General features: G+C 71.3%; 21 protein-coding genes. 7 read left to right on the top strand and 14 right to left on the bottom strand.

Going from position 1 to position 23429, the window contains the following annotated elements:
• Positions 1-70: 70 nt before the first annotated feature.
• From AB0N16_RS22900 to AB0N16_RS22890, 3 genes are all read left to right on the top strand, one after another.
• Positions 71-862, top strand: coding sequence for a class I SAM-dependent methyltransferase (locus tag AB0N16_RS22900; protein ID WP_365799474.1), 792 nt, complete (start codon positions 71-73; stop codon positions 860-862).
• Positions 863-1044: 182 nt separating this feature from the next.
• The gene (locus AB0N16_RS22895) at positions 1045-2154 is read left to right on the top strand and encodes a C40 family peptidase (protein WP_365799472.1); all 1110 of its coding nucleotides are present in this window, start codon (positions 1045-1047) and stop codon (positions 2152-2154) included.
• 289 nt (positions 2155-2443) lie between these two features.
• Positions 2444-3757, top strand: a complete 1314-nt coding sequence (locus AB0N16_RS22890) for a SpoIIE family protein phosphatase (protein WP_365799470.1) — start codon at positions 2444-2446, stop codon at positions 3755-3757.
• Positions 3758-4044: 287 nt separating this feature from the next.
• Here the strand turns inward: AB0N16_RS22890 and AB0N16_RS22885 are convergent, their stop codons facing one another.
• From AB0N16_RS22885 to AB0N16_RS22875, 3 genes are all read right to left on the bottom strand, one after another.
• Positions 4045-4383: a DUF2516 family protein gene (locus AB0N16_RS22885; protein WP_365799979.1), complete on the bottom strand. Its 339-nt coding sequence runs from the start codon at positions 4381-4383 to the stop codon at positions 4045-4047.
• Between the two features lie 126 nt (positions 4384-4509).
• On the bottom strand, positions 4510-5166 hold the full coding sequence (locus tag AB0N16_RS22880) for a hypothetical protein (RefSeq protein WP_365799468.1): 657 nt from the start codon (positions 5164-5166) through the stop codon (positions 4510-4512).
• A 77-nt stretch (positions 5167-5243) separates the two neighbouring features.
• Positions 5244-5747: a helix-turn-helix transcriptional regulator gene (locus AB0N16_RS22875; protein ID WP_365799466.1), complete on the bottom strand. Its 504-nt coding sequence runs from the start codon at positions 5745-5747 to the stop codon at positions 5244-5246.
• A gap of 308 nt (positions 5748-6055) precedes the next feature.
• On the opposite strand from AB0N16_RS22875, the gene AB0N16_RS22870 reads away from it, so the two are divergent.
• Both AB0N16_RS22870 and AB0N16_RS22865 read left to right on the top strand, forming a co-directional pair.
• The gene (locus tag AB0N16_RS22870; RefSeq protein ID WP_365799464.1) at positions 6056-7753 is read left to right on the top strand and encodes a stealth family protein; all 1698 of its coding nucleotides are present in this window, start codon (positions 6056-6058) and stop codon (positions 7751-7753) included.
• Between the two features lie 15 nt (positions 7754-7768).
• On the top strand, positions 7769-9619 hold the full coding sequence (locus AB0N16_RS22865) for a stealth family protein (RefSeq protein WP_365799462.1): 1851 nt from the start codon (positions 7769-7771) through the stop codon (positions 9617-9619).
• Between the two features lie 66 nt (positions 9620-9685).
• Here AB0N16_RS22865 and AB0N16_RS22860 read toward each other — a convergent pair whose 3' ends face one another.
• From AB0N16_RS22860 to AB0N16_RS22825, 8 genes are all read right to left on the bottom strand, one after another.
• Positions 9686-10057, bottom strand: coding sequence for a VOC family protein (locus tag AB0N16_RS22860; protein WP_365799460.1), 372 nt, complete (start codon positions 10055-10057; stop codon positions 9686-9688).
• A gap of 161 nt (positions 10058-10218) precedes the next feature.
• The gene (locus AB0N16_RS22855; protein ID WP_365799458.1) at positions 10219-10776 is read right to left on the bottom strand and encodes a DUF6817 domain-containing protein; all 558 of its coding nucleotides are present in this window, start codon (positions 10774-10776) and stop codon (positions 10219-10221) included.
• A 233-nt stretch (positions 10777-11009) separates the two neighbouring features.
• Positions 11010-13028, bottom strand: a complete 2019-nt coding sequence (locus AB0N16_RS22850; RefSeq protein WP_365799456.1) for an AAA family ATPase — start codon at positions 13026-13028, stop codon at positions 11010-11012.
• Positions 13029-13069: 41 nt separating this feature from the next.
• Positions 13070-13684 carry a TetR/AcrR family transcriptional regulator gene (locus AB0N16_RS22845; RefSeq protein WP_365799454.1) on the bottom strand — a complete coding sequence of 205 codons (615 nt, stop codon included), beginning with the start codon at positions 13682-13684 and terminating at the stop codon, positions 13070-13072.
• Between the two features lie 24 nt (positions 13685-13708).
• A complete protein-coding gene (locus tag AB0N16_RS22840; RefSeq protein ID WP_365799977.1) occupies positions 13709-15766 on the bottom strand; it encodes an aminoglycoside phosphotransferase family protein in 2058 nt (685 codons plus the stop codon).
• A gap of 409 nt (positions 15767-16175) precedes the next feature.
• Positions 16176-17042 carry a winged helix-turn-helix domain-containing protein gene (locus AB0N16_RS22835; protein WP_365799452.1) on the bottom strand — a complete coding sequence of 289 codons (867 nt, stop codon included), beginning with the start codon at positions 17040-17042 and terminating at the stop codon, positions 16176-16178.
• A 317-nt stretch (positions 17043-17359) separates the two neighbouring features.
• Positions 17360-18154, bottom strand: a complete 795-nt coding sequence (locus AB0N16_RS22830) for an HAD-IA family hydrolase (protein ID WP_365799450.1) — start codon at positions 18152-18154, stop codon at positions 17360-17362.
• On the bottom strand, positions 18103-18978 hold the full coding sequence (locus AB0N16_RS22825) for a GntR family transcriptional regulator (RefSeq protein WP_365799448.1): 876 nt from the start codon (positions 18976-18978) through the stop codon (positions 18103-18105). Before AB0N16_RS22825 ends, AB0N16_RS22830 begins: the two co-directional genes overlap by 52 nt.
• Positions 18979-19121: 143 nt before the next feature.
• Between AB0N16_RS22825 and AB0N16_RS22820 the strand changes: the two genes are divergently transcribed.
• Positions 19122-19313, top strand: a complete 192-nt coding sequence (locus AB0N16_RS22820; RefSeq protein ID WP_365799446.1) for a hypothetical protein — start codon at positions 19122-19124, stop codon at positions 19311-19313.
• Between the two features lie 33 nt (positions 19314-19346).
• Here the strand turns inward: AB0N16_RS22820 and AB0N16_RS22815 are convergent, their stop codons facing one another.
• The 3 genes from AB0N16_RS22815 to AB0N16_RS22805 form a co-directional block, all read right to left on the bottom strand.
• Positions 19347-20261 (bottom strand): GntR family transcriptional regulator, encoded by a 915-nt coding sequence (locus tag AB0N16_RS22815; RefSeq protein ID WP_365799444.1) that lies wholly within the window; start codon positions 20259-20261, stop codon positions 19347-19349.
• A gap of 346 nt (positions 20262-20607) precedes the next feature.
• Entirely contained in the window at positions 20608-21852 is a 1245-nt protein-coding gene (locus AB0N16_RS22810; protein ID WP_365799441.1) for a GNAT family N-acetyltransferase, read from the bottom strand.
• 137 nt (positions 21853-21989) lie between these two features.
• Positions 21990-22583, bottom strand: coding sequence for an aerial mycelium formation protein (locus AB0N16_RS22805; protein WP_365799439.1), 594 nt, complete (start codon positions 22581-22583; stop codon positions 21990-21992).
• Between the two features lie 157 nt (positions 22584-22740).
• Here AB0N16_RS22805 and dtd point away from each other — a divergent pair, with 157 nt between their 5' ends.
• Positions 22741-23166, top strand: a complete 426-nt coding sequence (gene dtd, locus AB0N16_RS22800; RefSeq protein WP_365799437.1) for a D-aminoacyl-tRNA deacylase — start codon at positions 22741-22743, stop codon at positions 23164-23166.
• Positions 23167-23429 lie beyond the last annotated feature (263 nt).

Here is a 23429-nt window from a genome sequence, read left to right as displayed (position 1 = left end):
GGCCGGTGGGGGCTGGTCGCGCAGTTCCCCGCGCCCCTTACAGGGGCGCCTCACACTTACCCTCGTATCCATGGCTACCCGCGCTTCCCGCCCCGTGGGAAACGTGACGCGCGGGACCACGAACCCCAATCGGCTGCGCCGTATGGACCGGTGGATCGCCGCCACGCACGGGGCCGCGTTGCGTCGCGCCGGCGACCCGGTGGCCGTGGACCTCGGGTACGGCGCCGCCCCCTGGACCGCTGTCGAGTTGCTCGGGCGGCTGCGTACCGTCGCGCCGCGCGCGCGGGTCGTCGGGATCGAGATCGAGCCCGACCGGGTCGCCGCCGCGAAACCGTACGAGCGGGACGGGCTGGTCTTCCGGCACGGCGGGTTCGAGATCCCGGTCGCCGGGCGGCCGTCGCTCGTTCGCGCCGCCAACGTGCTGCGGCAGTACGGCGAGAGCGAGGTCGCCGCCGTCTGGGCGCGGCTGTGCGCACGGCTCGCGCCCGGCGGGCTGCTGGTCGAGGGGACCTGTGACGAGATCGGGCGGCGCCATGTATGGGTCGCGCTCGGGCCCGAGGGGCCCCGGACGGTGACCTTCGCGACCCGGCTCGGCTCCCTGGAACGGCCGTCGGACCTCGCCGAGCGGCTCCCGAAGGCGCTGATCCACCGCAATGTGCCGGGCGAGCCGGTGCACGCGTTCCTGCGGGACTTCGACCGCGCCTGGGCGGCCGCCGCGCCCTATGCGTCGTACGGCGCCCGGCAGCGATGGATCCGGGCGGTGCGGGATCTGACCGGGGACTGGCCGGTGACGGACTCGGTGGTGCGCTGGCGGCAGGGGGAAGTGACCGTGGCGTGGGGGGCGTTGGCGCCGTCGTCCTGACGCCGGCGGGCGCCGGGAACGATCTCGGTGAGGTGTTCGTCACAAAGGCGGGGAGAGCGGCATGCCCGGGGGAGACCGGGGAGGAACCCACCTGTCACTACCTCTGTCGGTTTGCGGCGTGACATGGCACGATCCACCACGTGCTGGATGTTACTGATGGTTAATCAGTTTGGGGGGCGGTCATGGGACCGGACAAGCACGACGTCCGGGCGGGCGGGCGTCGCGGGATCCTGACAGCGGCCGTGACCGTGGTCTGCGCGGTGACCGTACTGGCGGCACCCGGCGCGGCGTTCGCGGCACCGAGCCCCACCCCCTCCCCCAGCGGCTCCCCCAGCGCCTCCCTGACGCTCCCTCCCGACAAGGACCTTGAGGCGGTACGGGAGAAACTGGACGATCTCTACCATGACGCGGCCGTCGCCACCGACGCGTACAACGCCGCCGAAGAGGCCGCCGAGAAGCAGTCCGCCGAGATCGTCGACCTGGCCCGGAAGATCGTCAAGGGGCAGCGGAAGCTCGACGGGCTGAAGGCGCGGGCGGGCCGGGCGGCGGCCGCCCAGTACCGCACCGGCGGGCTGCCCGACAGCGCCAAGCTGCTGCTGAGCGACAACCCCTCGCAGTTCCTGGACGGGGCCGGGCGGGTGCTCCAGGGCGAGCGGGCCACCAAGAGCCTGATCCGGGAACTGACCCAGACCCAGCAGGACTTGAAGCAGTACGCGGCGGACGCGGCCGACCAGTGGAACAGGCTGGAGGCGGGGCGCAAGGCGAAGGCCGCCGCGAAGAAGAAGATCACGCAGCGGATCGCCGCCGCCGAGAAACTCCAGTCGACGCTGGAGAAGAAGCAGAAAGCACGGCTCGCCGAGTTGGAGCGGGAGGCCGCCTACAAGGCGCAGACCGCCTGGCTGGACACCGGGATACTCGACGAGATCCACAGCAAGGCGTCCGCGGCGGGCCAGAAGGCGGTCGCGTTCGCCACCGCCCAGATCGGCAAGCCGTACGTATGGGGCGCGGAGGGCCCGGACTCGTACGACTGCTCCGGCCTGACCTCGCAGGCCTGGGCGAGCGCCGGGCAGCCGATCCCGCGCACCTCGCAGGAGCAGTGGAAGCAGCTCAAGCACGTCGACGTCAAGGACATGCGCCCCGGCGACCTGATCATCTACTTCGACGACGCCAGCCATGTCGCGATGTACGTCGGCGACGGCGCGATCATCCAGGCCCCGCGCCCGGGGCGGACGGTGTCGATCGGCGGCGCCGGGACGATGCCGATCCTCGGCGTGGTGCGGCCGGACGCCTGAGCACCGCCAGGCGCTTTGGGTGTGATGTACCTTTCGTGAGCTGCGCCATATGACCCAGTGCACGCCAACACCCTTTGAAACCCGGGCACCACGTGACCTTCGTCATCCCCCTCGGGTGGCCTTCTTGTCCAACTGCGTTACGGCACGCGGCATATGCCAAAGGCTTGAGACAGAGCGACGCGGCTCACACCATTCCGTTGCGGCGGCCAGTACCGCTATGGTCCCCGTCTGGTGGGTCGAGGTCCCTCGCCCCGCCATGCCCTCGGGGGGAGGGAAGGAACCCAACACGATGCCCGTACCCGTACCGCGGCAGAGAGCGATCCCGGCCGCGGAGAGTGGTCAGGCGCCGGTCGCCATACCCGCACAGGACGGCGGCCCCCTCAAGGAAGAGGCCAACCGCACGGAAGCCGTCGCCCCGAACAGCGGCGGCACCACTCTCACCCTGCTGCTGATCGAGGACGATCCGGCCGGTTCGCCGGTGCTGCCCGAGTTGCGGGACGCGTCCGGCAACTCGATCCGCGTCCGTACCGCCCGCAACCTCACCGAGGCCGAGCGGCTGCTGACCGACGACGTCCACTGCATCCTGCTGGACCTGGCGCTGCCGGCGCCGGGCCGCGTCGACGACGACCCCGACGAGCTCGCCGTGCTCAAGCACGTACTCAGGCTCGCGCCCCGGCACGCCGTGCTCGCGCTCACCGCCTCCGGTGACGCCGAGCGCGGCGCCGAGGCCGTGCGCGTCGGCGCGCAGGACTACCTCTTCCGGGACGAGCTGGACGGGCGGCTGCTGAGCCGTGCCATCCGGTACGCCGTCGAGCGCAAGCGTTCCCTCACGGTGGAGCGCAAGCTCGCGGAGGGGCGGGTACGGGCGCAGGAGAACCGCCGCCTCGAGCGGGGCCTGCTGCCCACGCCGCTCCTGGACGGCTCCTCGCTGCGTTTCGCCGCCCGCTACCGCCCCGGCCGCTCGCGCGCGCTGCTCGGCGGTGACTTCTACGACACCGTGCGCACGCCCGACGGCACCGTGCACGCGATGATCGGTGACGTCTGCGGGCACGGCCCGGACGAGGCCGCACTCGGTGTGGAGCTGCGGATCGCCTGGCGTGCGCTGACCCTGGCGGGGCTCTGCGGCGACGAGCTGCTGGGCACGCTCCAGGAGGTGCTGGAACACGAGCGCTCCGACGAGGAGATCTTCGCGACGCTCTGCACGGTCGACATAGCGCCGGACGGGCGCCGGGCCGGGCTGTGCCTGGCCGGTCACCCGGCCCCGCTGGTCGCCCGGCCCGGACGGCCGGCGGAGCTGCTGCCGTACGACAACAACGGGCCGGCGCTGGGGCTGCTGCGGGGGGCTCGGTGGCCGCGGATGCAGGTGGAGCTGGGCGCCGAGTGGAGCCTGATGCTCTACACCGACGGGCTGATCGAGGGCCGCGTGGGCTCGGGCGGGGAGCGGCTCGGTCAGGAGGGGATGGTCGAGATGGTGCGCCGGCAGCTGGGCGAGGGGCTCAGCGGCGAGGCGTTGCTGCGCGCCGCGGTGAACGAGGTGCGGGAGATGAACGGGGGCGAGCTGACCGACGACGTCGCCCTGGTGCTGCTGGACCGGCTGGCTTGATCGGCTGCTCGCCGTGGGGGGCGCAGGCTCGCGGGCTCACCGCGGAAGGCGCAGGCTCACCGTGGAAGGCGCAGGCGCGCCGCGGAAGGCGCAGGCTCACCGCGGAAGGCGCAGGCTCACCGCGGAAGGCGCAGGCTCGCCGTGGAGGGCGCGCAGGCTCGCCGTGGGGGCGGTCGTAGGCCCTCGGACGGCCGCTACGGACCGGTCGCGGCCACGCGGCTGAGCCGCATGTCGATAGCGCCGGGCGCCCGGTCGGGGCGTGCCCGCTGAGGCACGCCCCCGCGTAACTACCGGCCGCCGTTGTACGGGCCGTACGGGCCGTCGCTGCTGCTGCCGCCTCGACGGCCGAAGCCGCCGCCGGAGACCTGCCTGAGGGCCGGGCGGACGTCGACGAAGAAGACGATCGTGGCGACCAGGCCCGCCAGCTGGAGGAAGAGCATGGGCACCAGGAGGTTCACCGCGACCGCGATGCCGAGGATGATCAGCCAGAAGCCCTTGTTCTGCTTGTCCGCGGCCCGGTACGCGTCGACCCGGAAGAACGCGGCCATGACCAGCGCCACCACGGCGAGGACCAGCATGGCGAGGTAGAGCAGCCCCAGAAAACTTGAGAAGCCCTGCATCAGCACAACGTCCACCACCCGTTTCGGCTTGTTCCTATGCGGCCACCGTACCCGTTGGGCCGTTCCCGCTGCCCCGATAACGGGCCGGACACCCGAGGAGTGCCCGGCCCGTGCGCCCCGTCGCCCTGCCGGTTACTTGGCCGGCGGGGTGGTCTTCTTGGCCGGGGTGGCCTTGCGGGGCGCCGGGGCCTTCTTGGCGTTGGCGTTGGCGTTGGCGTTGGCGACCGGAGCCTTCTTCACCGCGGCCGGCTTGGCCTCGGCGGCCTTCGGCTGCTCCGCCTTCTTCTCGTCGGCCTTGACCTCGACCGGCTCGGGCTTGCCCTCGACGGCGATGGCCAGGTCCTCGATCTCCTCGGCGGCCTCGCCGCGCCAGGTCTTCACAGCCTGCTCGCCGTGCTCGGCGACCTTCTCGTAGGTCTCGCGAGCCTTGACGGCGTACTCGGCGGCCACGCCGACCTGGCGCAGCGCGAAGTCCTGGGCGGACTCGCCGAGCTTCTTGAGGTCGCCGTCGAGGGAGACGATGAAGTCGTTGACCCTGGCCTGGAGGCTGGCCTGCGCCTCCTTGGCCTTGGCACCGGCCTCCTTGGCGCGGCTGGCGGCCTTCTCCTGCACGGCCTTCGGGTCGGCCTTGCGGACGGCCTCGATGCGGGCCGGGGCCTCGGCGCGCAGCTGCTCCACCAGGCCGGGGACCTTCTTGGCCTGCTGGAGAGCGAGGTCGGCGGTGCCGGCGGCGAAGTAGAACGGAGTGGGGTCGCTGAGGGTCTTGCGCAGGTCGTCGGTGATGGCCATGGTGATGGTCCTCCCGGATTCAGGTTCGGCTGAGGGTTTTGTGGTCCGCGGCGCGGCGGCCGACGCGCTTGGCCGGCTCATCCGGCCGTCCGCCGCGGACCGGTGTCGCTGCCGGCATCACTGCCGGTGTCGCTGTCGGCGTCACCGCCGATGTCACTGCCGGCTTCGCTGCCGTCGCCCCGCACACCGCCGGCCTCGTCGCCGGCGGCACGCGCGCTCTCCTCGCCCGACCCGAAGCCGTTCTCTTTCCGGAACGACTCGTAGATCTGAAGCAGCACCTGCTTCTGCCGCTCGTCGAGGGTGGGGTCGGCGAGGATGACCGCACGGGTCTCCACCTCGTTCAGATCCCGCTCGGCGTCGAGGATGCCGGCGCGGACGTACAGCGTCTCGGCGGAGATCCGCAGGGCCTTCGCGACCTGCTGGAGCACCTCCGCGCTCGGCTTGCGCAGCCCGCGCTCGATCTGGCTCAGGTACGGATTGGACACCCCGGCGGCGTCGGCGAGCTGCCTGAGCGACAGTTGCGCGTTGCGCCGCTGTTCGCGCAGATACTCACCGAGATTGCCGACGTTGAGCGATGCCATACCTCCACCCTGCCTCACTCTCGCTAACAATTGCAAGCACCCGCTTGCAAAAGTGTGTCGCGCCATATCCGGACGGCCGAGTACAGCCGCCCGCTCCCCCGCTCCCGGCACCCCCCTCCCGGCTTCGCCACTTCCTGCCGCCGGTGACGGTGGAGTCGGCGATCAGTAGCACAGACACATATGAGCCGGGTGTGTCCAAGATCGGTTTTTCGTTAATTCTCCGAGAAAAATTTCTACAACCATCCGCCTTGGATGTCCGTCTGGTTAACACAAGGGTGTGTAGAGGTTGATGTAGAGGAGCCCAGAACGTGACCGTCCGTTCCTTTGCCCGGCGGGTGCGACCGCGAGTCGAGCGGAAGGCCGCCGAGAAGGTGTGGCAGCTGCGTACCCTGCGGCGGCGCCGCAGGGCAGCGGTCACGGACCCGGTGCTCCGCCCGGTGGCGGTGCGCGGCCAGCAGCTCTACGGACGGGTCGTGACCCGGTTCACCGCCGCCGAGGCGGCCGCCGCCAACCTCGGCCTGGTCCTCGCCGCGCTGGAGCAGGAGGGCATCCCCTACTTCCTGGTGCCGGCCTCGCGCATCCGCCACACCATCGGCGTGAACGCCCTCGACCGGGAGCGTTTCCTCACCGCCCTCGAGGCGCGGAACGCGGGGAAGGCGGTGTTCATCGGCAGACCGCTGCCCGGCGGAAAGCTCAAGCACCCCGCCCTGTTCATGGACGGTGTCCTGCCGGCCCCGCTGCGTACGGCCCCGGTCCTGCGCGTCGGGGAGAACCACCTGGGCCCCGCCGGCCAGCTGCTCGCCGGCCCGGAGCTCGCCTGCGACGTCGAGTTCTGGGAGGACGGGGCAGAACTCCTCGCCTCCGACAAGGGCCCCCGGCGCCTGGCCGCGGTCCAGCCGCAGGCGTCCGAGGACGTCTTCGCGGAGTCCCTCGTCGCACCGCGGAACAACGGCGTCACGGACGTGCTTCCGGCATCCGAGCAGAAGCCGGCCCTGGTGCGGATCGGCGACCGGGAACTGCCGAGCTTCGCCGCGCTCACCCGGCCGACCGTGAACGACGTGACCTTCCCCGTCGACGTCGTCTACACCTGGGTGGACGGCGAGGAGCCGGAGATGCGCGCCAAGCGTGCCCGGTACCAGGAGCGCGGCACCGCCGAGATCCTGGACAAGGAGACCAACGCCTCCCGCTACACCAGCCACGACGAGCTGAAGTACTCACTGCGCTCGCTCGCCATGTACGCCGACTTCGTCCGCCACATCTACATCGTGACCGACGGTCAGAAGCCGCACTGGCTCGACGACACCGCTCCGGGGATCACGGTCGTCGACCACCGCGACATCTTCCCGGCGGACGTCCTGCCGGTGTTCAACTCGCACGCCATCGAGACCCGGCTGCACCACATCCCCGGCCTGTCGGAGCACTACCTCTACTTCAACGACGACGTGTTCGTCGGCCGCCGGGTCACCGCGGAGCACTTCTTCCACGGCAGCGGTCTCATGAAGATCCCGGTGTCCCCGCTCAAGATAGGTGTCGGGAAGCCGCACGCCGAGGAGACGGCCACCAACTCCGCGAGCAAGAACGTCCGCCGGCTACTGCTGGAGAGGTTCGGGCGGATGACCACGAACAACTTCATGCACACCCCGCTGCCGCAGCAGCGGGAGACGCTGCGGGCCCTGGAGGAGCTCTTCCCGGAGGACATCCGCCGCACCACGGCGTCCCGCTTCCGTTCGCCGCAGGACATCGCCATGACGGCCCCGCTGCTCTACCAGTACGCGCTGATGACCGGCCACGGCGTGCCGGGCCGGTTCGGCTTCCGGTACGTCAACATCAGCCGTCCGGACGCGGAGGCCCGCCTGGCCGATCTGCGCCGCAACCGCCGCTTCGACTTCTTCTGCCTCAACGACGTCGACGTGCCGCCCGAGGAGCGGGAGCGGGTCGGCGCCCGGATGAACGAGTTCCTGGAGGACTACTTCCCCTTCGCGAGCCCCTTCGAGAAGCAAGACTGACGGGGGCCGGGGGGCATGGACATCCGTCACCGTTTCACGGCGCCCGCGGGCCTGCGCGCCGCCGGGAGCCTTCTGATGCGCCTGTGGACCCGGGTGTGGGCCCGGCTCTGGGCACTGCGCGCGACCCGGGCCCGACGCCGTCTGCGGGCCGCCGTCCCCGGAACGCGGGGGATCACGCTGGGACCGACGAGGCTGTACGGCCGTACGGTCGCCGCGTACACCGCCTCGGACGCCGTCGAAGCCGATCTCGAACGCGTCTGCACCCTTCTGGAAGGGCTGCAGGTCCCGTACTTCCTGGTTCCCTCCGACCACGGGCACGGCGCGCGACGGCAGGTCGTGGGCGTCGAGGAGGCGTACCGCGGCGCGGTCCTCGCCCGGGCCGCCCGGCGCTTCGCGGGCACCGCCGGGTACGTCGGTGCCGTCGGACCGGACGGCACCGTGACGGCCGCGGTGCTGTGGGCCGACGGCAGGCTGCCGCGGGCCCTGCGGCGGGCCACGGTGCTCCGCACCGGTGTGGTGCGCCTCGGCCCGGCAGGGCAGGTGCTCAGCGGCCTGGAAACGGGGTGCGACATCGAGTTCTGGCGTCACGGCCGGGACTTCGGCGCCGGCTCGGACGCCGCCGCGGGCGACGCCCCGGGTACGGCCGCGGGCACCGATCCCGCCTGGCTCACCGTGCCCGGCAGCCGGCTGCCGGACGTCTTCGGCCCGGCGCTCGTCGCCCCACGCCGCAACCCCGTGGCGGAAGTGCTGCCGGTGGCCGCGCGGCAACCGGCCACGGGTCGCCGTCGCTCCGTCCCGACGTTCGCCCCGTTCGCCGAGCCGGGCATCGACGAGGTGCTGTTCCCCGTCGACGCCGTGTACACCTGGGTCGACGGGAACGACCCGGCGATGGCCGCGAAGCGCCGCGCCCATCAGGAACTCTCCGACGACGTCATCGCTCCGCGCGAGACCGGCGCCTCCCGTTACACCAGTCACGACGAACTGAAGTACGCACTGCGCTCACTGGAGATGTACGCGGGGTTCGTCCGGCGCGTCTACCTCGTGACCGACTCCCAGATCCCCGCCTGGCTGGACCCGGACGCGGAGGGTTTGACGGTGATCGACCACCGGGACATCCTCCCGGCCGACGCGCTCCCCGTCTTCAACTCCCACGCCATAGAAAGCGGCCTGCACCGCATCCCCGGCCTGTCGGAGCACTACCTCTACTTCAACGACGACGTCTTCATCAACCGCCCGGTAGGCCCCGAGCACTTCTTCCACGGCAACGGCATCGCCCGTATCCCGCTGTCCCCTCTGAAACTCGGGGTCGGCGCCCCGCACCCGCTCGAACCGGCCCCGAACTCCGCCGGCAAGAACGCCCGCGAGGTGATCAGGCGCTTCCACGGCAGACACATCACGCACAAGTCGCTCCACACCCCGCATCCCCAACTGCTCTCGGTCATGCGGGAGATGGAGAGCCTCGGAATCGAGGAACTCGAACGGACCGCCTACTCGCGCTTCCGTTCCACCTCCGACGTGGCCCCCGCGTCCACGCTCCACCACCACTGGGCGATGGCAACCGGCCGGGCCGTCCCCGCCGACTACCGCTTCCGCTACGTCCAGCTGGGCACACCGGACATGCGCCGCCGCCTGGCCCGCCTCACGGCCGGCGAGGACATCGACTTCTTCTGCCTCAACGACGTGGACACACCCCCGGAGACCAGACCGGCCGCCCAGGCCGCGATCCACACCTTCCTGGACCGGAAGTACCCGTTTCCGAGCCGCTTCGAAGGAGCGGCCGGCAGCACCACCGCCCGCCCTGCCGCACCGCTCACCACGAGAGTGCCCTCCCAGCCGACGCGGGAGGAAGCACAGCGCCGCGAGTGAACAGGCCCGGCATCGGGCCCGGACCTCACCGAGCCGCACTGCCTCGGACCGGGTGGGACGGGACGGTCAGCCTCGGCAGATGCAGAAGGGATGGCCGGCCGGATCGGTGAGAACCCGCGCCTTGGCGGCCTCGTGCGGCTGGTGCTCCGGCTTGCCCGCGCCCAGCGCCAGCAGCAGGGTCTCGGTTTCGTCCAGATCCACGACGTCGAAGCAGAGGTGCAGTTGCTGGGGAACGGTCTGCTCGGGCCAGCGCGGCGCCCGGTAGTCGTCGACCCGCTGAAAACCGATGAAGAGGCCGTGCTCACCGTTGAGGCCCGCGAACTCGGTGTCCGACTTCGGATGCGGTTCAAGACCGGTGGCCTGCTGGTAGAACGCCGCCAGAGCCAGCGGGTCGGGGCAGTCGAGCGTTATCGCGACCAGCTTCATCTGCAGGGACATGGCGCCTCCGGGCCGACCAGTGGACTTCCGCGAGCAACAGCCTAGGGGCGGCTGCCCACGGTTGTGCAGAACAGGACAGCAGGGGCGCGGGGACCGACCGTCCGGTCAGGGCCGCGTGTCCGGTGCGCAGCCCCGCAGGATGAAGGCGATCACCTCGTCGCTCATGTCCCCCCGAGCACGCTCCGGCACGACTCCCAAGCCGGTTGGCTCAGCAGGGGCCGGAAGCGGGTGAACAGGGCGAGCAGGCCGGCGCCCCACCGCTCGCGGAAGGCCGGGTCCAGGCCGGCGAGGTCGAGTTCGTTGGCGGCCGTCAGTTCGGCGAAGTCCCGGCACGGCCGGGGCCCGGGGACGCGGGCGCGGCCGGTGAACCGGTCGTGGACGGCGGCGTCGGCCTGCGCGAGGGCCGGATACGTGGCCTTCCGGTCGCACGAGCCGTAGAGGTACACCAGGGCTTCGGCCTCCGCGCCGATCACCGCGACGAGTTCGGCACGGCGGCTCAGGGGCAACAGTGCGGTGGGGAAGCCGTCGGTGCCGTAGAACGCGTGGCAGAGGCCCGCGAGCCGGAGGGCGGGCCGGGCACCCCATACGGCGAGTTGCTCCTCGACGCGTTGGAGGTGCGCGAGGAGAGTCCCCCCGGGGTGGGTGATCTCGGCGGCACCGAGATCACGCAGGAGGGCGACGGCCTGGGCGGAGGCGGCGGTGGCAGGATGATCGGGCACGGCCAGAATCCTTCCCCCGCGCGGAGGCCGGCACCCATGTCGGTGCCCCGGTCCCCGGCGGCCTCGGCGCCCGCTGCGACGACGCGGTCCCTGCCGGCTGGCAGTCCGGCGAAGTCCGCCGAAGTCCGGCGGGCTGGATACGGTCGCCAGCCGCGGACCCCAGCCGCAGGTCGACAACCGGCAACCGCCACCCTTCAACCGTCGCCCTGCGACCGGCACCCGGACAGGATCCCTCAGAACGGGAGCGGCCTCGCGTGCACCACGTCCAGTCTCGACACCGCCCGGGTCAGCACCACGTACAGCCGGTGCAGCCCGCGTTCCTCGCTCTCCGCCACCGCCGCGGGTTCCACCGCGACCACGTGGTCGTATTCCAGGCCCTTGACCAGGCTCGCCGGGACCACGGCCACCCTGGCGCCGAGCCGGTCCGCCTCCGCCGGGTCGATGCCCGCGGCGGTGAGCGCGGCGCGTACGTCCGCCACCTGGGCGTCCGCCGCCACGACGCCCACCGAACCCTCGCGGGTCAGGGCCTCGCGTACCGCGGCGACCGTGGCGGCCGGCACGTCCCGCGTCGGCCGGAGGGTCAGCTCTCCGTCCGCGCGGTAGGACCGGGCCGGGGGCACGTCCGTGCCCAGGCGCCCGAGCAGCCGGTTCGTCAGGTCCACGACCGCGGCGGGGACGCGGAACCCGGTGGTGAGCGGGACGACCGTCGCGTCCGGCTTGCCCAGGTGGCGCAGTACGGTGTCCCAGCTCCGCGCGGACCAGGGCGTGGTGGCCTGGGCCAGGTCGCCGAGGACGGTGAGCGAGCCGAAGACGGCCCGGCGGGCGATCGCCCGGCACTCCATGGGAGAGAGGTCCTGGGCCTCGTCGACGACGATATGGCCGTAGCCCTCGGGGTGTTCGACCAGTCCGGCGATCTCGTCGAGGAGGACCAGGTCGGCGGGTGACCAGCGCGCGGACTTGTGGGAGCGCGGGGGCCGGGGCCAGCGCAGGGCCTGCTGTTCGGAGGGGTCGAGGAGCCCCTCGGCCGCCCGCGCCAGCACCTCGGCGTCCGTGAGGAGTGCGGCCAGCACCTCCTCCGGGCGCACCTTCGGCCACACGGTGTCGAGGCAGGCGCTCATCGCCCGCGACCGTTCGAGACGGCGGGTCCAGGCGGCCGGCTGTGGCCCCGCCCGCCGTTCGGCCTGGAGCTGGACGGCCCGCATCGCCCGCCCCCGGACCCGCTCGCGCCCGACGGCGTAGGGCGGCTCCTCGCGCCGTACCGCCGCGACGATCTCCGTCAGCGCGGCGGCGGACAGCCGCCAGGTGTAGGTGCCGTCGGAGAGGGAGAGAGGGTGGACGGCCTCGACGGACACATGGGCGTACAGGGCGCGGCGCAGGACCTCGGCCATCCGGGGGTCGTGCTTGAGCGCGGCGGCCCGGGCGGAGTCGGTGCCGGTGGCCGGGTGGCGGGCGATCTCGTCGGGGAGGGTGGTCTGGCGTACGCCGGTCTCGCCGAGGGCCGGCAGGACCTCGGAGATGTAGGAGAGGAAGGTGCGGTTGGGGCCGATGATCAGCAGACCCGAGCGGCGGATGCGCTGGGGGTGGGTGTAGAGGAGGTAGGCGGCGCGGTGCAGACCGACGGCGGTCTTGCCGGTGCCCGGGGCGCCCTGGACGCAGACGGAGGCGGTGAGGTCGGCGCGGACCAGGTCGTCCTGGTCGGGCTGGATGGTGGCGGCGATGTCCCGCATGGGGCCGACGCGGGGCCGTTCGATCTCCTGGGCGAGGAGTGTGCCGGGGCCGGACTCGCCCGTGGTCAGCCGCTCGTCCTCCCATCCCGTGAGGTCGGCGGAGTCGCCGCGGCTGCCCGGCGCCCAGCCGAACCGGCGCCGTACCGCGACGCCCTGCGGTTCGTCGGGTCCGGCCTGGTAGAAGGCGCGGGAGACGGGCGCCCGCCAGTCGACGACCAGAGGAGGGGCGGTCGGCTCCTCGCTGATCCGCAGCCGGCCGATGCGGTAGCTCTGCCCGGCGTGCTCGCCGGAGTCGAAGTCCAGCTTGCCGAAGAACAGCGGGCCCTGGGGCAGCTCGCGCATCTCCTTGGCCCGGCTGCGCAGCCGGTGGCCGAGGACCTCGGCGTCGGCGCCGGAGGCGGAGACGTCCTCGCCGGTGACGACGTGCTCGGCGGCGCCTTCGACCATGCGGGCGAGGGCGGCCCGGCAGGCGTCGTGGTGGGCACGTTCGCGGTCGAGTTCGCGCTGGGCGGGTTCCTGCTGCATGGGGACCAGCGTAAGCGAGAAAACGTTACTGGGTTAAATTTTTAACCGGGCTTCCCAAGTTCCGGCAGAGCCCGCTCCAGCCGCTCGAAGGCCCGCTCCGCCGCCCGCACCGCGTCCTCCCGCACCTCCTCCAACGGCTCCCCCGCCACGATCCGCCGCCAGTTGTCCTGCGCGAGGATCCGCTGTACGGCGATGATCTGGCCGGCGGCCAGCCGGGCGTCCAGGGTGCCGCCGAGGGCCTCGGCGAGCGCGGCCTCGGACCGCTCCAGATAGGTGTGCTGGCGGGCGACCAGGGTGGCCGTGCTGTTGAGGAGGGTGTGGAAGGCGAGGACCTGCGGGTGGTCGTTGAGCCCGGTGATCGGGTCGTTGCGCCGGAGGCCGTCGAGGAAGCGCTGCCGCAGTACGCCGACGGGCGAGTCCGCCCCGGCGACCAGTCGCGCGGCCTCCGTCTCGTGGTCGGCGATCCGGTGCAGCACCAGGTCCTCCTTGACCGGGAAGTACCGGAACAGCGTCGGCTTGGAGATGCCGGCCGCGGCGGCCACCTCGGCGACCGGCACCGCGTCGAACCCCTTCGCCAGGAACAGCCGTACGGCGATGTCCGACACGTCCTCGTACATCCGCCGCTTCTTGCGCGCGCGCAGGCCCGTCTCACCCATGGGACCGAGCCTACGCAGCGGGCGTCAGGCGAGGGCGCGGGTGAGGTAGGGGTTGGCCCGGTAGGGGACCGTGAGCCCCAGGGAGGCGGTGGCCGCGGCCAGGGTCATGGTGTACGTGTCCACCGCGCGGCGCACGTTCGGCGCGTCCAGGCCCGCCCCGGTGACCAGGCGGTCCAGGTCGACGTAGGCCGAGCGGACGATCTCGGTCCACCGGTACACCCGCCAGTCCCGCTGCCAGTCCACCGTGAACCTGTCGGGCAGCAGGCGCTCCCAGCGGCGGAACATCCGGTCGCGGATCTCCGGCCGGGTCGGGGTCAGATGCATGTGCCGGACCAGGTCGTAGAGCGGGTCGCCGACCAGGGCCATCTCCCAGTCGATGATGGTCAGCGCGAGCGGGTCGTCGCGGCGCACCAGGTTCCAGGGGTTGAGGTCGCCGTGCAGGAGAGCGGGGGCACGGCAGCTGACCCGGTGCCGGGCGAGGATCTCGCGCAGCCGGGCGGCGTCGGGCAGCCCGAGGAAGCGGGCCAGCTGCTGGGACTCCTTGGGGAGGCCGGCGACGAGGACGAAGAGCTGGTCGCTGAGCCACTCGTAGAAGTACGGCTGGCTCGCGACCGGGTCGACCTCAGTGTAGTCGACCTGGGTGAGCGCGGCCAGCTGGTCGACGAGCCGGTCGGCCTCGTGCGGCAGGAGGCCGTGCACGGGGTGGTCGGGTCTGCGGTCGATGTCGGCCGGGCCCTCGTAGGTGTGGATGGCGAAGCGGTCCCGGGAGTGCGCGAAGAGGTAGTGGGAGTGGCTCTCCCCGAGGGCCAGGACCCGGGGTGCGGCCACCGCCGCACCGGAACGCTCGATCGCCCGCAGCACCGCGTGCTCGCTGAGGTAGCTGCGCTCACGGCGCAGCACGTGCGGCACCTTGCGGCGGACCACCACGGGACGTTCTACGCCCGGCACCCGGATCACCGAGTTGAGGTGGGCGGTGCCCTTGAACACCTGGCGGGCCGGTGCCGCGCCTTCGAGCAGCAGGGCGTCGGACACCGCGCGGTAGGGAAAGAGGGGATGCTCCGGGACCCGCCGGTCCGGCTTCCACTCGATGACGCCGGTGATCCGGCCGCGCCGGGTGCCGTCGACGGCCGGGGACGTCGCCCAGCGGGCGAGGATCCGCTCGATCTCCCGGTCACCGGGCACCGTGCGCAGCCGCAGCGGTTCGGCGCCCGCCGTCAGCGCGCGGCGGACGGCCGCCGTCGCCCGGTCCAGGCTCTTCTGGTCGAGGGACTCCTCCAGGGACTGGGCGGCCCGCATCACGTCGGGGTAGACGGACTGCGCCCGCTCGAAGTCCACGTAGTGCCGCAGGTCCTTGGCCGTCCCGTGCACGGCGGCGGGCCGCACCGCCTGCATGGCCGCCGCCCACGCGTCGACGGCCTCGTCCCACTGGTGGTCCGGGTACCGCATCCGGACCAGGTGGGTGGCGAGGTCGTGCAGCGGGTCGCCGTAGCTCGCCAGCTCCCAGTCGACGCAGATGAGGGGCGCGGGGCCGTCGTACGACATGATCAGGTTGTCGCGGTGCAGGTCGGCGTGGAGCAGGCTGTAGGGACGCCGCGCCATCCAGGGCACCCGGTCGGCGAACCGGAGCAGGGCGTCCTCGGGGATGCCCAGGGCCGCGAACAGCCCCCCGAACGCGGGCCAGTTGGCCTCGCGGATCTGCAGGTCGGCCATCCGGGCCAGGGTCCGCAGGAATCCCTGGCTGTCCACGTGGTTGCGGGGCCAGATCGACGGCAGGGGCGGCAGCGCGGTCCCGCGGACCTGGGTCATCTGGGCGAACAGCTCCACCAGGTCCTTCAGCAGCAGGTGATCGACCGGCTTGTCGTTCGGGCAGACGGCGGAGAGCGGAACGCCTTCCACATAGCTGTGGATGGTGAAGCGATTCCCCTCGAAAAGGCACGCCGGCACGTTGGGCAGCACGCCCTGGATCGCCCGCAGGATCGCGGCCTCGTTCTGCCAGGTCCTGATCACCACGGGCAGCGCGTCGGACCTGCGGACCCGGACGGTCACGGCGGTGCCGGGCGCGCGGCCCAGGTGCCGGGCCATCGGCTCGGTCAGCGGCAGGACGTAGTTCTGGTTGTGGAAGCCGCTGCTCGCGCGCCCCCGGGTCGCCGCGTCCCGCAGGAACGCGTCGTACTCGTCGACGGGCAGCGGTCTGCCGGTGTCTCCCCCGTTCACGACGTCAGGGGGGACAGGCGGTACACCCACTGGCCGCTCCGGGGTCGTGCGCGCGAGATCGCGAGGAATTGGGCAGGGAAACGGTAATGCCAGACAACGCGCGACACGACTGGAGGCCTGGCCGAGTGACCCCGTCGGGTGGTGGTGGGCACTCGTCTGCCGGTCCCTGTGCCGGCCCAGGCCGGTTCTTTCGCCGTGCCTGACACACGCACTCATACGCGTGAACCCGAGCTGTTGCTCAGACGATGGGCCGCATGCTAGCGCACGGCGGACCGGCTCAGACCGTGAGCAGGTCCCACACCGAGTTGAACCACCTGGTCGTGTTGGCGACGAAGACCGAACCGGGCGACTTGGGGTCCGAGTCGCCGACATGGTGGGTGAGGGTGGCGCCGAAGCCCAGGACGTCCACGGCCTCCACTTCCGTCCCGTCCGCCAGGATCACCGTCCGCAGGATCGGCTCGTAGAAGCCGTGCAGCACCTCGTCGTGGTTGATGACGTACAGCTTGAAGGTCGGGGTGAGCTCGGTGCGGCGGACCTCCAGTCGCACGTCCGGCACCAGGTTCTCGGTGTGCAGCTGGTCGAGGACCGTACGCAGGGACGCGGTGTGGGCCTCGGTGATGGCGCGCAGCCGCGCCGGCAGGCGCGGGTCGTCCTTGTTGTCCCTCGCCCGGGGGTACGGCATGTTCTGGGTCTCGGCCGGAAGCAGCATCCGCAGGTGGATCCGCCGGGGCGAGATGTCGCCCGCCCGGATCCGCTCGGCCTGGATACGGATGTGGGCGTCCAGGCTCTCCGAGGTCAGGGTGGAGATGTCCAGGGTGACCTCGTCCCGTTCGAAGGCCTCGCCGATCAGCGGCCCCAGCGTCATCGGGTGGTGCCGGGACCGGCTGGCCCGGGGTGCCGAGGACTGTATGTGCTGCCGCATGACGACCCTGGACCGCTTGCCCCGGCCGCCCTCGATCCACCCCTCGCTGCCCAGCTCGCGCAGGGCCCGCTGCACGGTGTCGCGGGAGACGCCGAACTCCTGCGCGAGCGTCTCCTGGGACGGCAGGAAGGAGTCCAGCGGATAGCCGCCGTCGGAGAGCCGGACCCGGAGTTCCTCCGAGACCCGCTGGAACGCGCCGCCGTCTTTCGTCCGCTTGGTCACATGCCGTACGTACCTCGTGCGGGTCTCCGGCAAACAACTTCCAGTCATGCAACCTGTCAGTCAACTTACCGGTTACTGGATCTAGTTGCCTGGGCATTCCTGCGGTAGGCAGTCAACTTCTCAGTCAACTCGGGAACTTGAGAGGTTGACGGACAGCTGCGGGGACAAAGGGGGGTGGAAAGCCATGACCATCCAGGTGTTCGGGATCGGCGTGCAGGTCGACGACCTGATTCAACTGGCGTTCTGGGCGACGGGTTTACTGGTGTCCCTGACGGCGTGGATCCGCAGGCGCCGGCAGCGGGCACGCGAACTGGCGGCTAGTCCCGCAGAATCGCCAGCAGAGGCTCCAGCGAGCCCACGACGCACCCCGCCCCGGCCTCGGTCAAAAGCTTGGCTTTCCGTTCGTTACGCGCGTAGCCCAGGAACGGCACCCCGGCCCTCCGGGCCGCCTCGAGATCCGAGGGGGAGTCGCCGATCATCAGGGCCGCGGCGGGGGCGGCGCCCATCGCGCTGAGGGCGCGGTTGAGGCAGTGCGGGTCGGGCTTGAGGTGCTGGAGGTCCTCGGTGCGGCCGTAGAGGTGCGGGTGGAAGCAGGCGATGAGCTCGCGCTCCTCCAGGTAGGCCCGGACCACCCGCGGTGAGTTGTTGGTGGTGATCGCCATCCGGGCGCCGCGCGCCCGCCAGGTCTGGATGAGGATGTCCGCGTACGCCGTGGGCATCGCGGTCGACGTGGCCAGCAGCTCCTCGTTGGTGAGACGTTCCTCCAACTCGGCGACCAGGTCGCTGCCACGGCGCCTGCGGTCCACCGCGCGCAGCACGAGGTGCGGGTCGAGGGAGTCGCGCTCGGTGCCGGTGACCAGGCCCCGCAGGCCGCGGCCCTCCAGCCAGCGCACCAGGTCCGCGGCCACCCGGTCCGCCGAGTGGCCGGCGAACAGCCGGCAGATCGGCCCGTCGAAGTCCCAGAGGACCACGTGGGCACGCGTGATCAGATCCCGCAGCTGCTCGGTCGCGCGCGCCGTCTCTTCCGTCACAGGTTCAGTCTGCGTCGTATCAGAAGTCACTAGGAGAGTGTCAGGTCCGTGGTGATGGTTTCCCAGAGGGCGTCGAACCACTTCTGCGATTGCTCCACGAACGCGGCATCCCGGTGACCTGCCCGCTTCTCGAAGGAGAAGAGGAGCGACTCGGAGCCGACGGCGTCGTACATGTCCAGCGTTCCGCTGTCGGTGAGCTCCTCGCGGCGCATGACCATGTAGTACCCGAACAACGCCTCCGCGTCGTTGAGCAGATACAGCTTGGCGGGCGGGGTGAACGGCAGGGCCCGGAAGGTCACGTTGACCTGGATCTTGTGGGTGGAACGCAGGGACTGGAGGTTGTACTGGAGGACCTGGCCCTGGGCGTTGCGCATGGCGAGCCAGCGGTTGTGGACGGCCTCGTCGTCGCCCTCGACCGGGACCGGGAAGGCGAGGTTGATGTCGCGGCCGGGGAGCAGGACGCGGACGTCGATGCTCTCGGGGAGGATCCGGCCCTCGTGGATCAGGCGCAGGGGTTCGGCGAGCGCCGGCAGCAGGCTCTGGGCGGTGAGGCAGGCGGCGTCGATGCGGACGTGCGGGGCGGCGAACGCCTCCGTCATGCGGGGGCCGAGGCCGACCATCGTCGGCTGGGGCTCGTCGTGGGGCCGCGGGCCGGGTACGGCGATCCGCGGTGGGCTGCCCTTGGTGACGTTGGTGAGGAGGCCGTCGTCCTGCAGTGCCCGCAGGGCCAGGCGTACGGTGCCCCGCTCCACGCCGAACTCGTCGGCCAGCTCGGCCTGGGTGGGCAGCCGGTCGCCCGCCTTGAGGTCACCGCTGCGGATGCGCTTGCGCAGGGTGTCGGCGATCTCCTGGGGAGTGAGTCTGCTTGCGCCGTCCACTGCCACGTTCTCCTGAGTCACGACCAAACGCTACAACTTTGATTTATTTGGCGGGAGTTGTTTGGAAGTTGTTTATAAGTCCCAACCAACTGGGGACAACTTAAGCATAGTTGGTTACCAACTTGGTCAAGTTGGTGGAAGCTTTGCTTCCCGACGATGGGGGAACCACCATGCCTGCCGCCCTCGCACTTGTCTCCGCCGTCTTCGTCGTCGGCTTCGAACAGATGATCCAGTCGAAGTACGGTGCCACTGGCATTATCGGTCTGCTGTTGCTCACCGTGGGCATCAAGGCCAAGAGTCCGGCGGTCAGCTCCGTCGGCGCGGTCCTGCTCGCCCTGCTGCTCACCGGTCCCGCGCTGTGAGGACCGGCTCGGCGAGGAACGGCTCACTGAGGACTAGGCCGTCAGCTGCAACTCCGAACTGATCGTCTCCCACAGGGCGTCGAACCACCGCCTGGACTGGTCCACGAACGCGGTGTCCCGCAGCCCCGCGCCCTGCTCGAACGCGAAGAGCATCGACCGCGTGCCCTCGGCGTCGTACGTCTGCAGGTGCTCGTGGCCGATCTCCCGCTCGTGGCGCCCCAGCGTGTAGTACGCGAACAGCGCCTCCACCCCGTTGAGCAGGTACAACTTGACCGGCGGGGTGAACGGCAGGGCCCGGAAGGTGACCTGGACGTCGACGCCGTGTGTCGCGCGCAGCGCCAGCAGGTTGTGCCGGAGCACCTGGCCCTGGGCGTTGCGCTGGGCCAGCCAGCGGTTGTGCACCGCCTCCTCGGCCGAGGCGTCCAGCGCCGTCGGGAACGCGAGGTCGATGTTCCGGCTCGGCAGCAGCACCCGGACGTCGATCTTGGCCGGTTCCAGGCGCCCCGCGTGGATGAGCCGCAGCGGCTCCCCGAGCGCGAGGTTGAGGGAGACCGAGGTCAGACAGAGCGCGTCGACCCGCACCTGCGGGGCCGCGAAGGCCGCCTCTATCCGGGAGGCGAGGGCCACCATGGTGGGCTGCGGCTGCGCCTCCGGGCCCCCGGCCGACCGGATCATGCCCGGATCAGGGGCGACCGTCGCCGGCGCACCCTTCGACGCGTTGGTGAGCAGATGCTCCGACTGGAGGATGCGCAGCGCCTGCCGTACGGCCCCCCGCTCGACCCCGAACTCGTCGGCCAGCTTGGCCTGTGTGGGCATGCGCTGGCCCGGCCGCAGCACCCCTGACCTGATCTGGGTGCGCAGCGCGTCGGCCACCGTACGGTGTGACGCCAGAGGCCGCTGTGGCCTCTCCCGCTCACTGGCGGTAGCGCGTTCCGGGTCCACGGACAAACAGTACAACTTCCCGCCATCTTTCGGCAGTTCCCGGGAAGGTGGTTATGAGTCGCTTCCAAGTGGAGATAAGTACAGTGGAGTTGGCTACCAACTTCTACAACATGGTCAGACTTCCTCGGTGGTTGGCCGACAGGGTTCCCTTCCGGAGGGGAGCCGGGAGCCCGGTCAACCAGGGCGGCCGCCGAGGCGCACGACCAGCGCACAGCACCTGGGCACAGTCACAACTGAACACCGACAACTGAACACCCGCAGATCCGCACAGCCACAACTTCACAGCTCGCTACGGATGAGCACATCTGAACAAGGTGGTTCAGGCGCCGTCGCCGGAAGGAAGGAGACCGTCTCAGAAGATGTCCGGGCACCAGGGACGCCCGGATGTGCGCAGCAGGGCGTCGGCCTTCCGGGCGGCGCCCACTCGCGCTTCCTGGACCCGGCCGAGGGCGTGCAGCCGCACCACGGACCGGTCACCGAGCCAGACACTGGCCAACTCGGCGATGTCGAGGGTGAGGTCCGGGGCGTCGGCGGTCGGGGTGCAGGACGCCCCTTCGGGGGAGGCGTCCAGCCGGAACCGGCCGCCGGCCAGCCCCTGCCGGTCCACCACCTCGAGGACCAGCGACCCCTGCACGTCGTACGTCCGCGCCTCCAGGGCGCGTACGACGTCCAGGATCCGCACCCACAGCCAGTCCGCCTGGGTGGTGATCCGCGCGGCGCGCGGGTCGGGGAAGTAGTGCGGCAGCAGGTCGTCCGGCGACCGAAAGCCGCTCTTCACCTCGGTGATCCAGTCGATCGAGCAGAGGTAGTGCCACAGGGCGCGCTCGGCCGCGGTGGTCGCGCCGAGCAGCCAGTTCACGTCGGCGGTGTTGTAGGGCTGCTTGTCGCGCCACTTGTTGTCCGCCTCGTACGACGCGATGCCCTCCACCTCGCCGTCCGCCGACCGGTACACCGCGTAGAACGGCTCGGTCCAGTCGGTGTCGAAGCGGATCTTGCCGGTGTTCGCCCACCACCACAGCCAGTCACGGCTGACCGCGCCGGGCTGTCCGCGGCGGACGCGTTCGTGCAGTTCGGGGCCGAGCTTGCGGATGTCGTCGGCGTCGACGAGGTCGATCCGGCCGCCGTCCTCGGGGCGCGACCAGCGGGGGTCCAGGCCGGCCCGCGTGACCTCGACCGTCCATTCCGTCATCGTGGTGGCCGGCCCGAAGCCGTAGCGGCCGTAGATCGGGTACTCGGCGGCTATCAGGGTCGCGACCACGTCTCCGCGCTCCTTCGCCGCGGCGAGGTCCTGGCTCATCATGCGGGTGAGCAGGCCGCGGCGGCGGTGGGTGGCGGTGACCGTGACGTTGGAGATGGCGTCGGCGGGGACGGTCGCTCCGCCGACGGCGGTCAGTTCCTGGGCGAAGGAGCGGAACGTCGCCACGCAGCGGGTGCCGTCGAAGCCGCCGAGGAGTCTGCCTGGCACGAACTGCCTTCGGCGGGCGTCGAGTTGGTCGGCTGTGAGGGCCGGCGGGCGCAGGAAACCGGTTCTCAGGGCCCGGTGCCAGTCCTCCAGCTCGGGTTCGATGACGGGGCGGACTTCGACGGCGTCGTTCATACGTTCACCGTAGGTGTTCGCTTCCGGGGTGCCGAGTGGATTTCGGCTGCGGACCCGGTGGGGGCCGGTCGCGCCCACGCGGCGGTGACCGCACGCCGATACAGCCCCGCGCCCCTGCCGGACAGGGGCGCTCAGCCCTACGTCAGCAGATCGTCGACCTGGGCCTCGCCCTCCCGGTAGCGCCTTGCGATCTCCCCGCTGGAGTCGTCGGCCGTGCGTTGCAGTCGCTGTCGCCGTCTCGACACCTCCTGCTCGTACCGGACCAGCCTCCCCATCGCCGCCGTCAGTTCCGGGTCCGTGCGGGCCGCCAGGTCGGACAGCTCGACCTCTGCCAGCATGTCGGCGGCCAGGCGCCCGTACTCCTCCTTGTGCGGGGTGCCCAGGGTGACGTGGCGGGCCGAGGAGCGGTGGCGGGCCGGGGCGTCGGTCAGGATCTCCGGGAGGCGGTCCACGACGGCGGCCGCGCCCGCCGGGGAGCGGCGGGCCAGTTCCGCCCGCAGGATGTCGATACGGCCCTGGAGCAGCCGTCTCACATAGCTGAGATCGGCCTCGTCGCGCTGCGCGTCCCGGCGCAGGACGCGCAGTTCGGGCAGGCTCAGGCGGCCCAGGTCGTGCTCCGGCGGCTCCGCGGGCAGTGCGATGCCCTCGCCGCGTGGTGCGGGCGGCCGGGGCAGGCTCTGCGCGCTCTGCGCGCCCTGCGTCTTCAGTCGCCCGGTACTCGGTGTGCTCATACGCCTCTACCGTCCCCTCGACCGGCGTGTGGAAGCATGGTGCCACCCCAAGTGGCCGCAATGTGACCGAGTGCCCCCGAACGGCCCTAGATGTGAGGTTGAGGATCAATGATGGGCCCCCGCGAGGGCCGCCGGGGCACCGGGCATGATGGTCCGCATGCGAGCTGTGGTTCAGCGGGTGGACGGCGCCAGTGTCGTCGTGGACGGCGAGACGGTCGGCGCGATCGAGGGTGAGGGGCTGTGTGTGCTCGTGGGCGTGACCCACGACGACACCAAGGAGAAGGCGGCCCAACTGGCCCGGAAACTCTGGTCGATCCGGATGCTGTCCGAGGAGAGGTCGTGCAGTGACATCGCCGCGCCGTTGCTGGTGATCAGCCAGTTCACGCTGTACGGCGACGCGCGCAAGGGGCGGCGGCCGACCTGGAACGCGGCGGCGCCGGGCGACGTGGCCGAGCCGCTGGTGGACGAGGTGGTGGCTCAGTTGCGGGCCCTTGGGGCGACGGTGGCCACCGGGCGGTTCGGGGCGCAGATGCGGGTGTCGCTGACGAACGACGGGCCGTTCACCGTGCTGCTGGAGATGTGAGCAGCTCCCGGCAGTCGCGGGCCAGGCCCGCCATGCCGAGGCCGTCTCCGGTTCACCGGCCACCAGGGCGAGCAGCGCGCTGAAGCGGGCGGCTGGGCCCAGCAGCACGGTGGGCCGGCCGGCCAGGACCAGTTCGTCGCCGTGCGCGTCGAGGAGGGCGCGCAACGGCGGTACGTACGCGGACGGTTCGCCGTGGCGGTCGGTGCGCTCCGCCAGTTAGGCGCAGACCTGGGCGAGGACCGCCGGGGTGGGCAGGGCCCAGC

It is taken from the genome of Streptomyces sp. NPDC051105 (assembly GCF_040682795.1).
Taxonomy (GTDB): domain Bacteria; phylum Actinomycetota; class Actinomycetes; order Streptomycetales; family Streptomycetaceae; genus Streptomyces.
The sequence above is the reverse complement of the archived record's forward strand: the minus strand, read 5'-3'. Positions and strand labels throughout refer to the sequence as shown.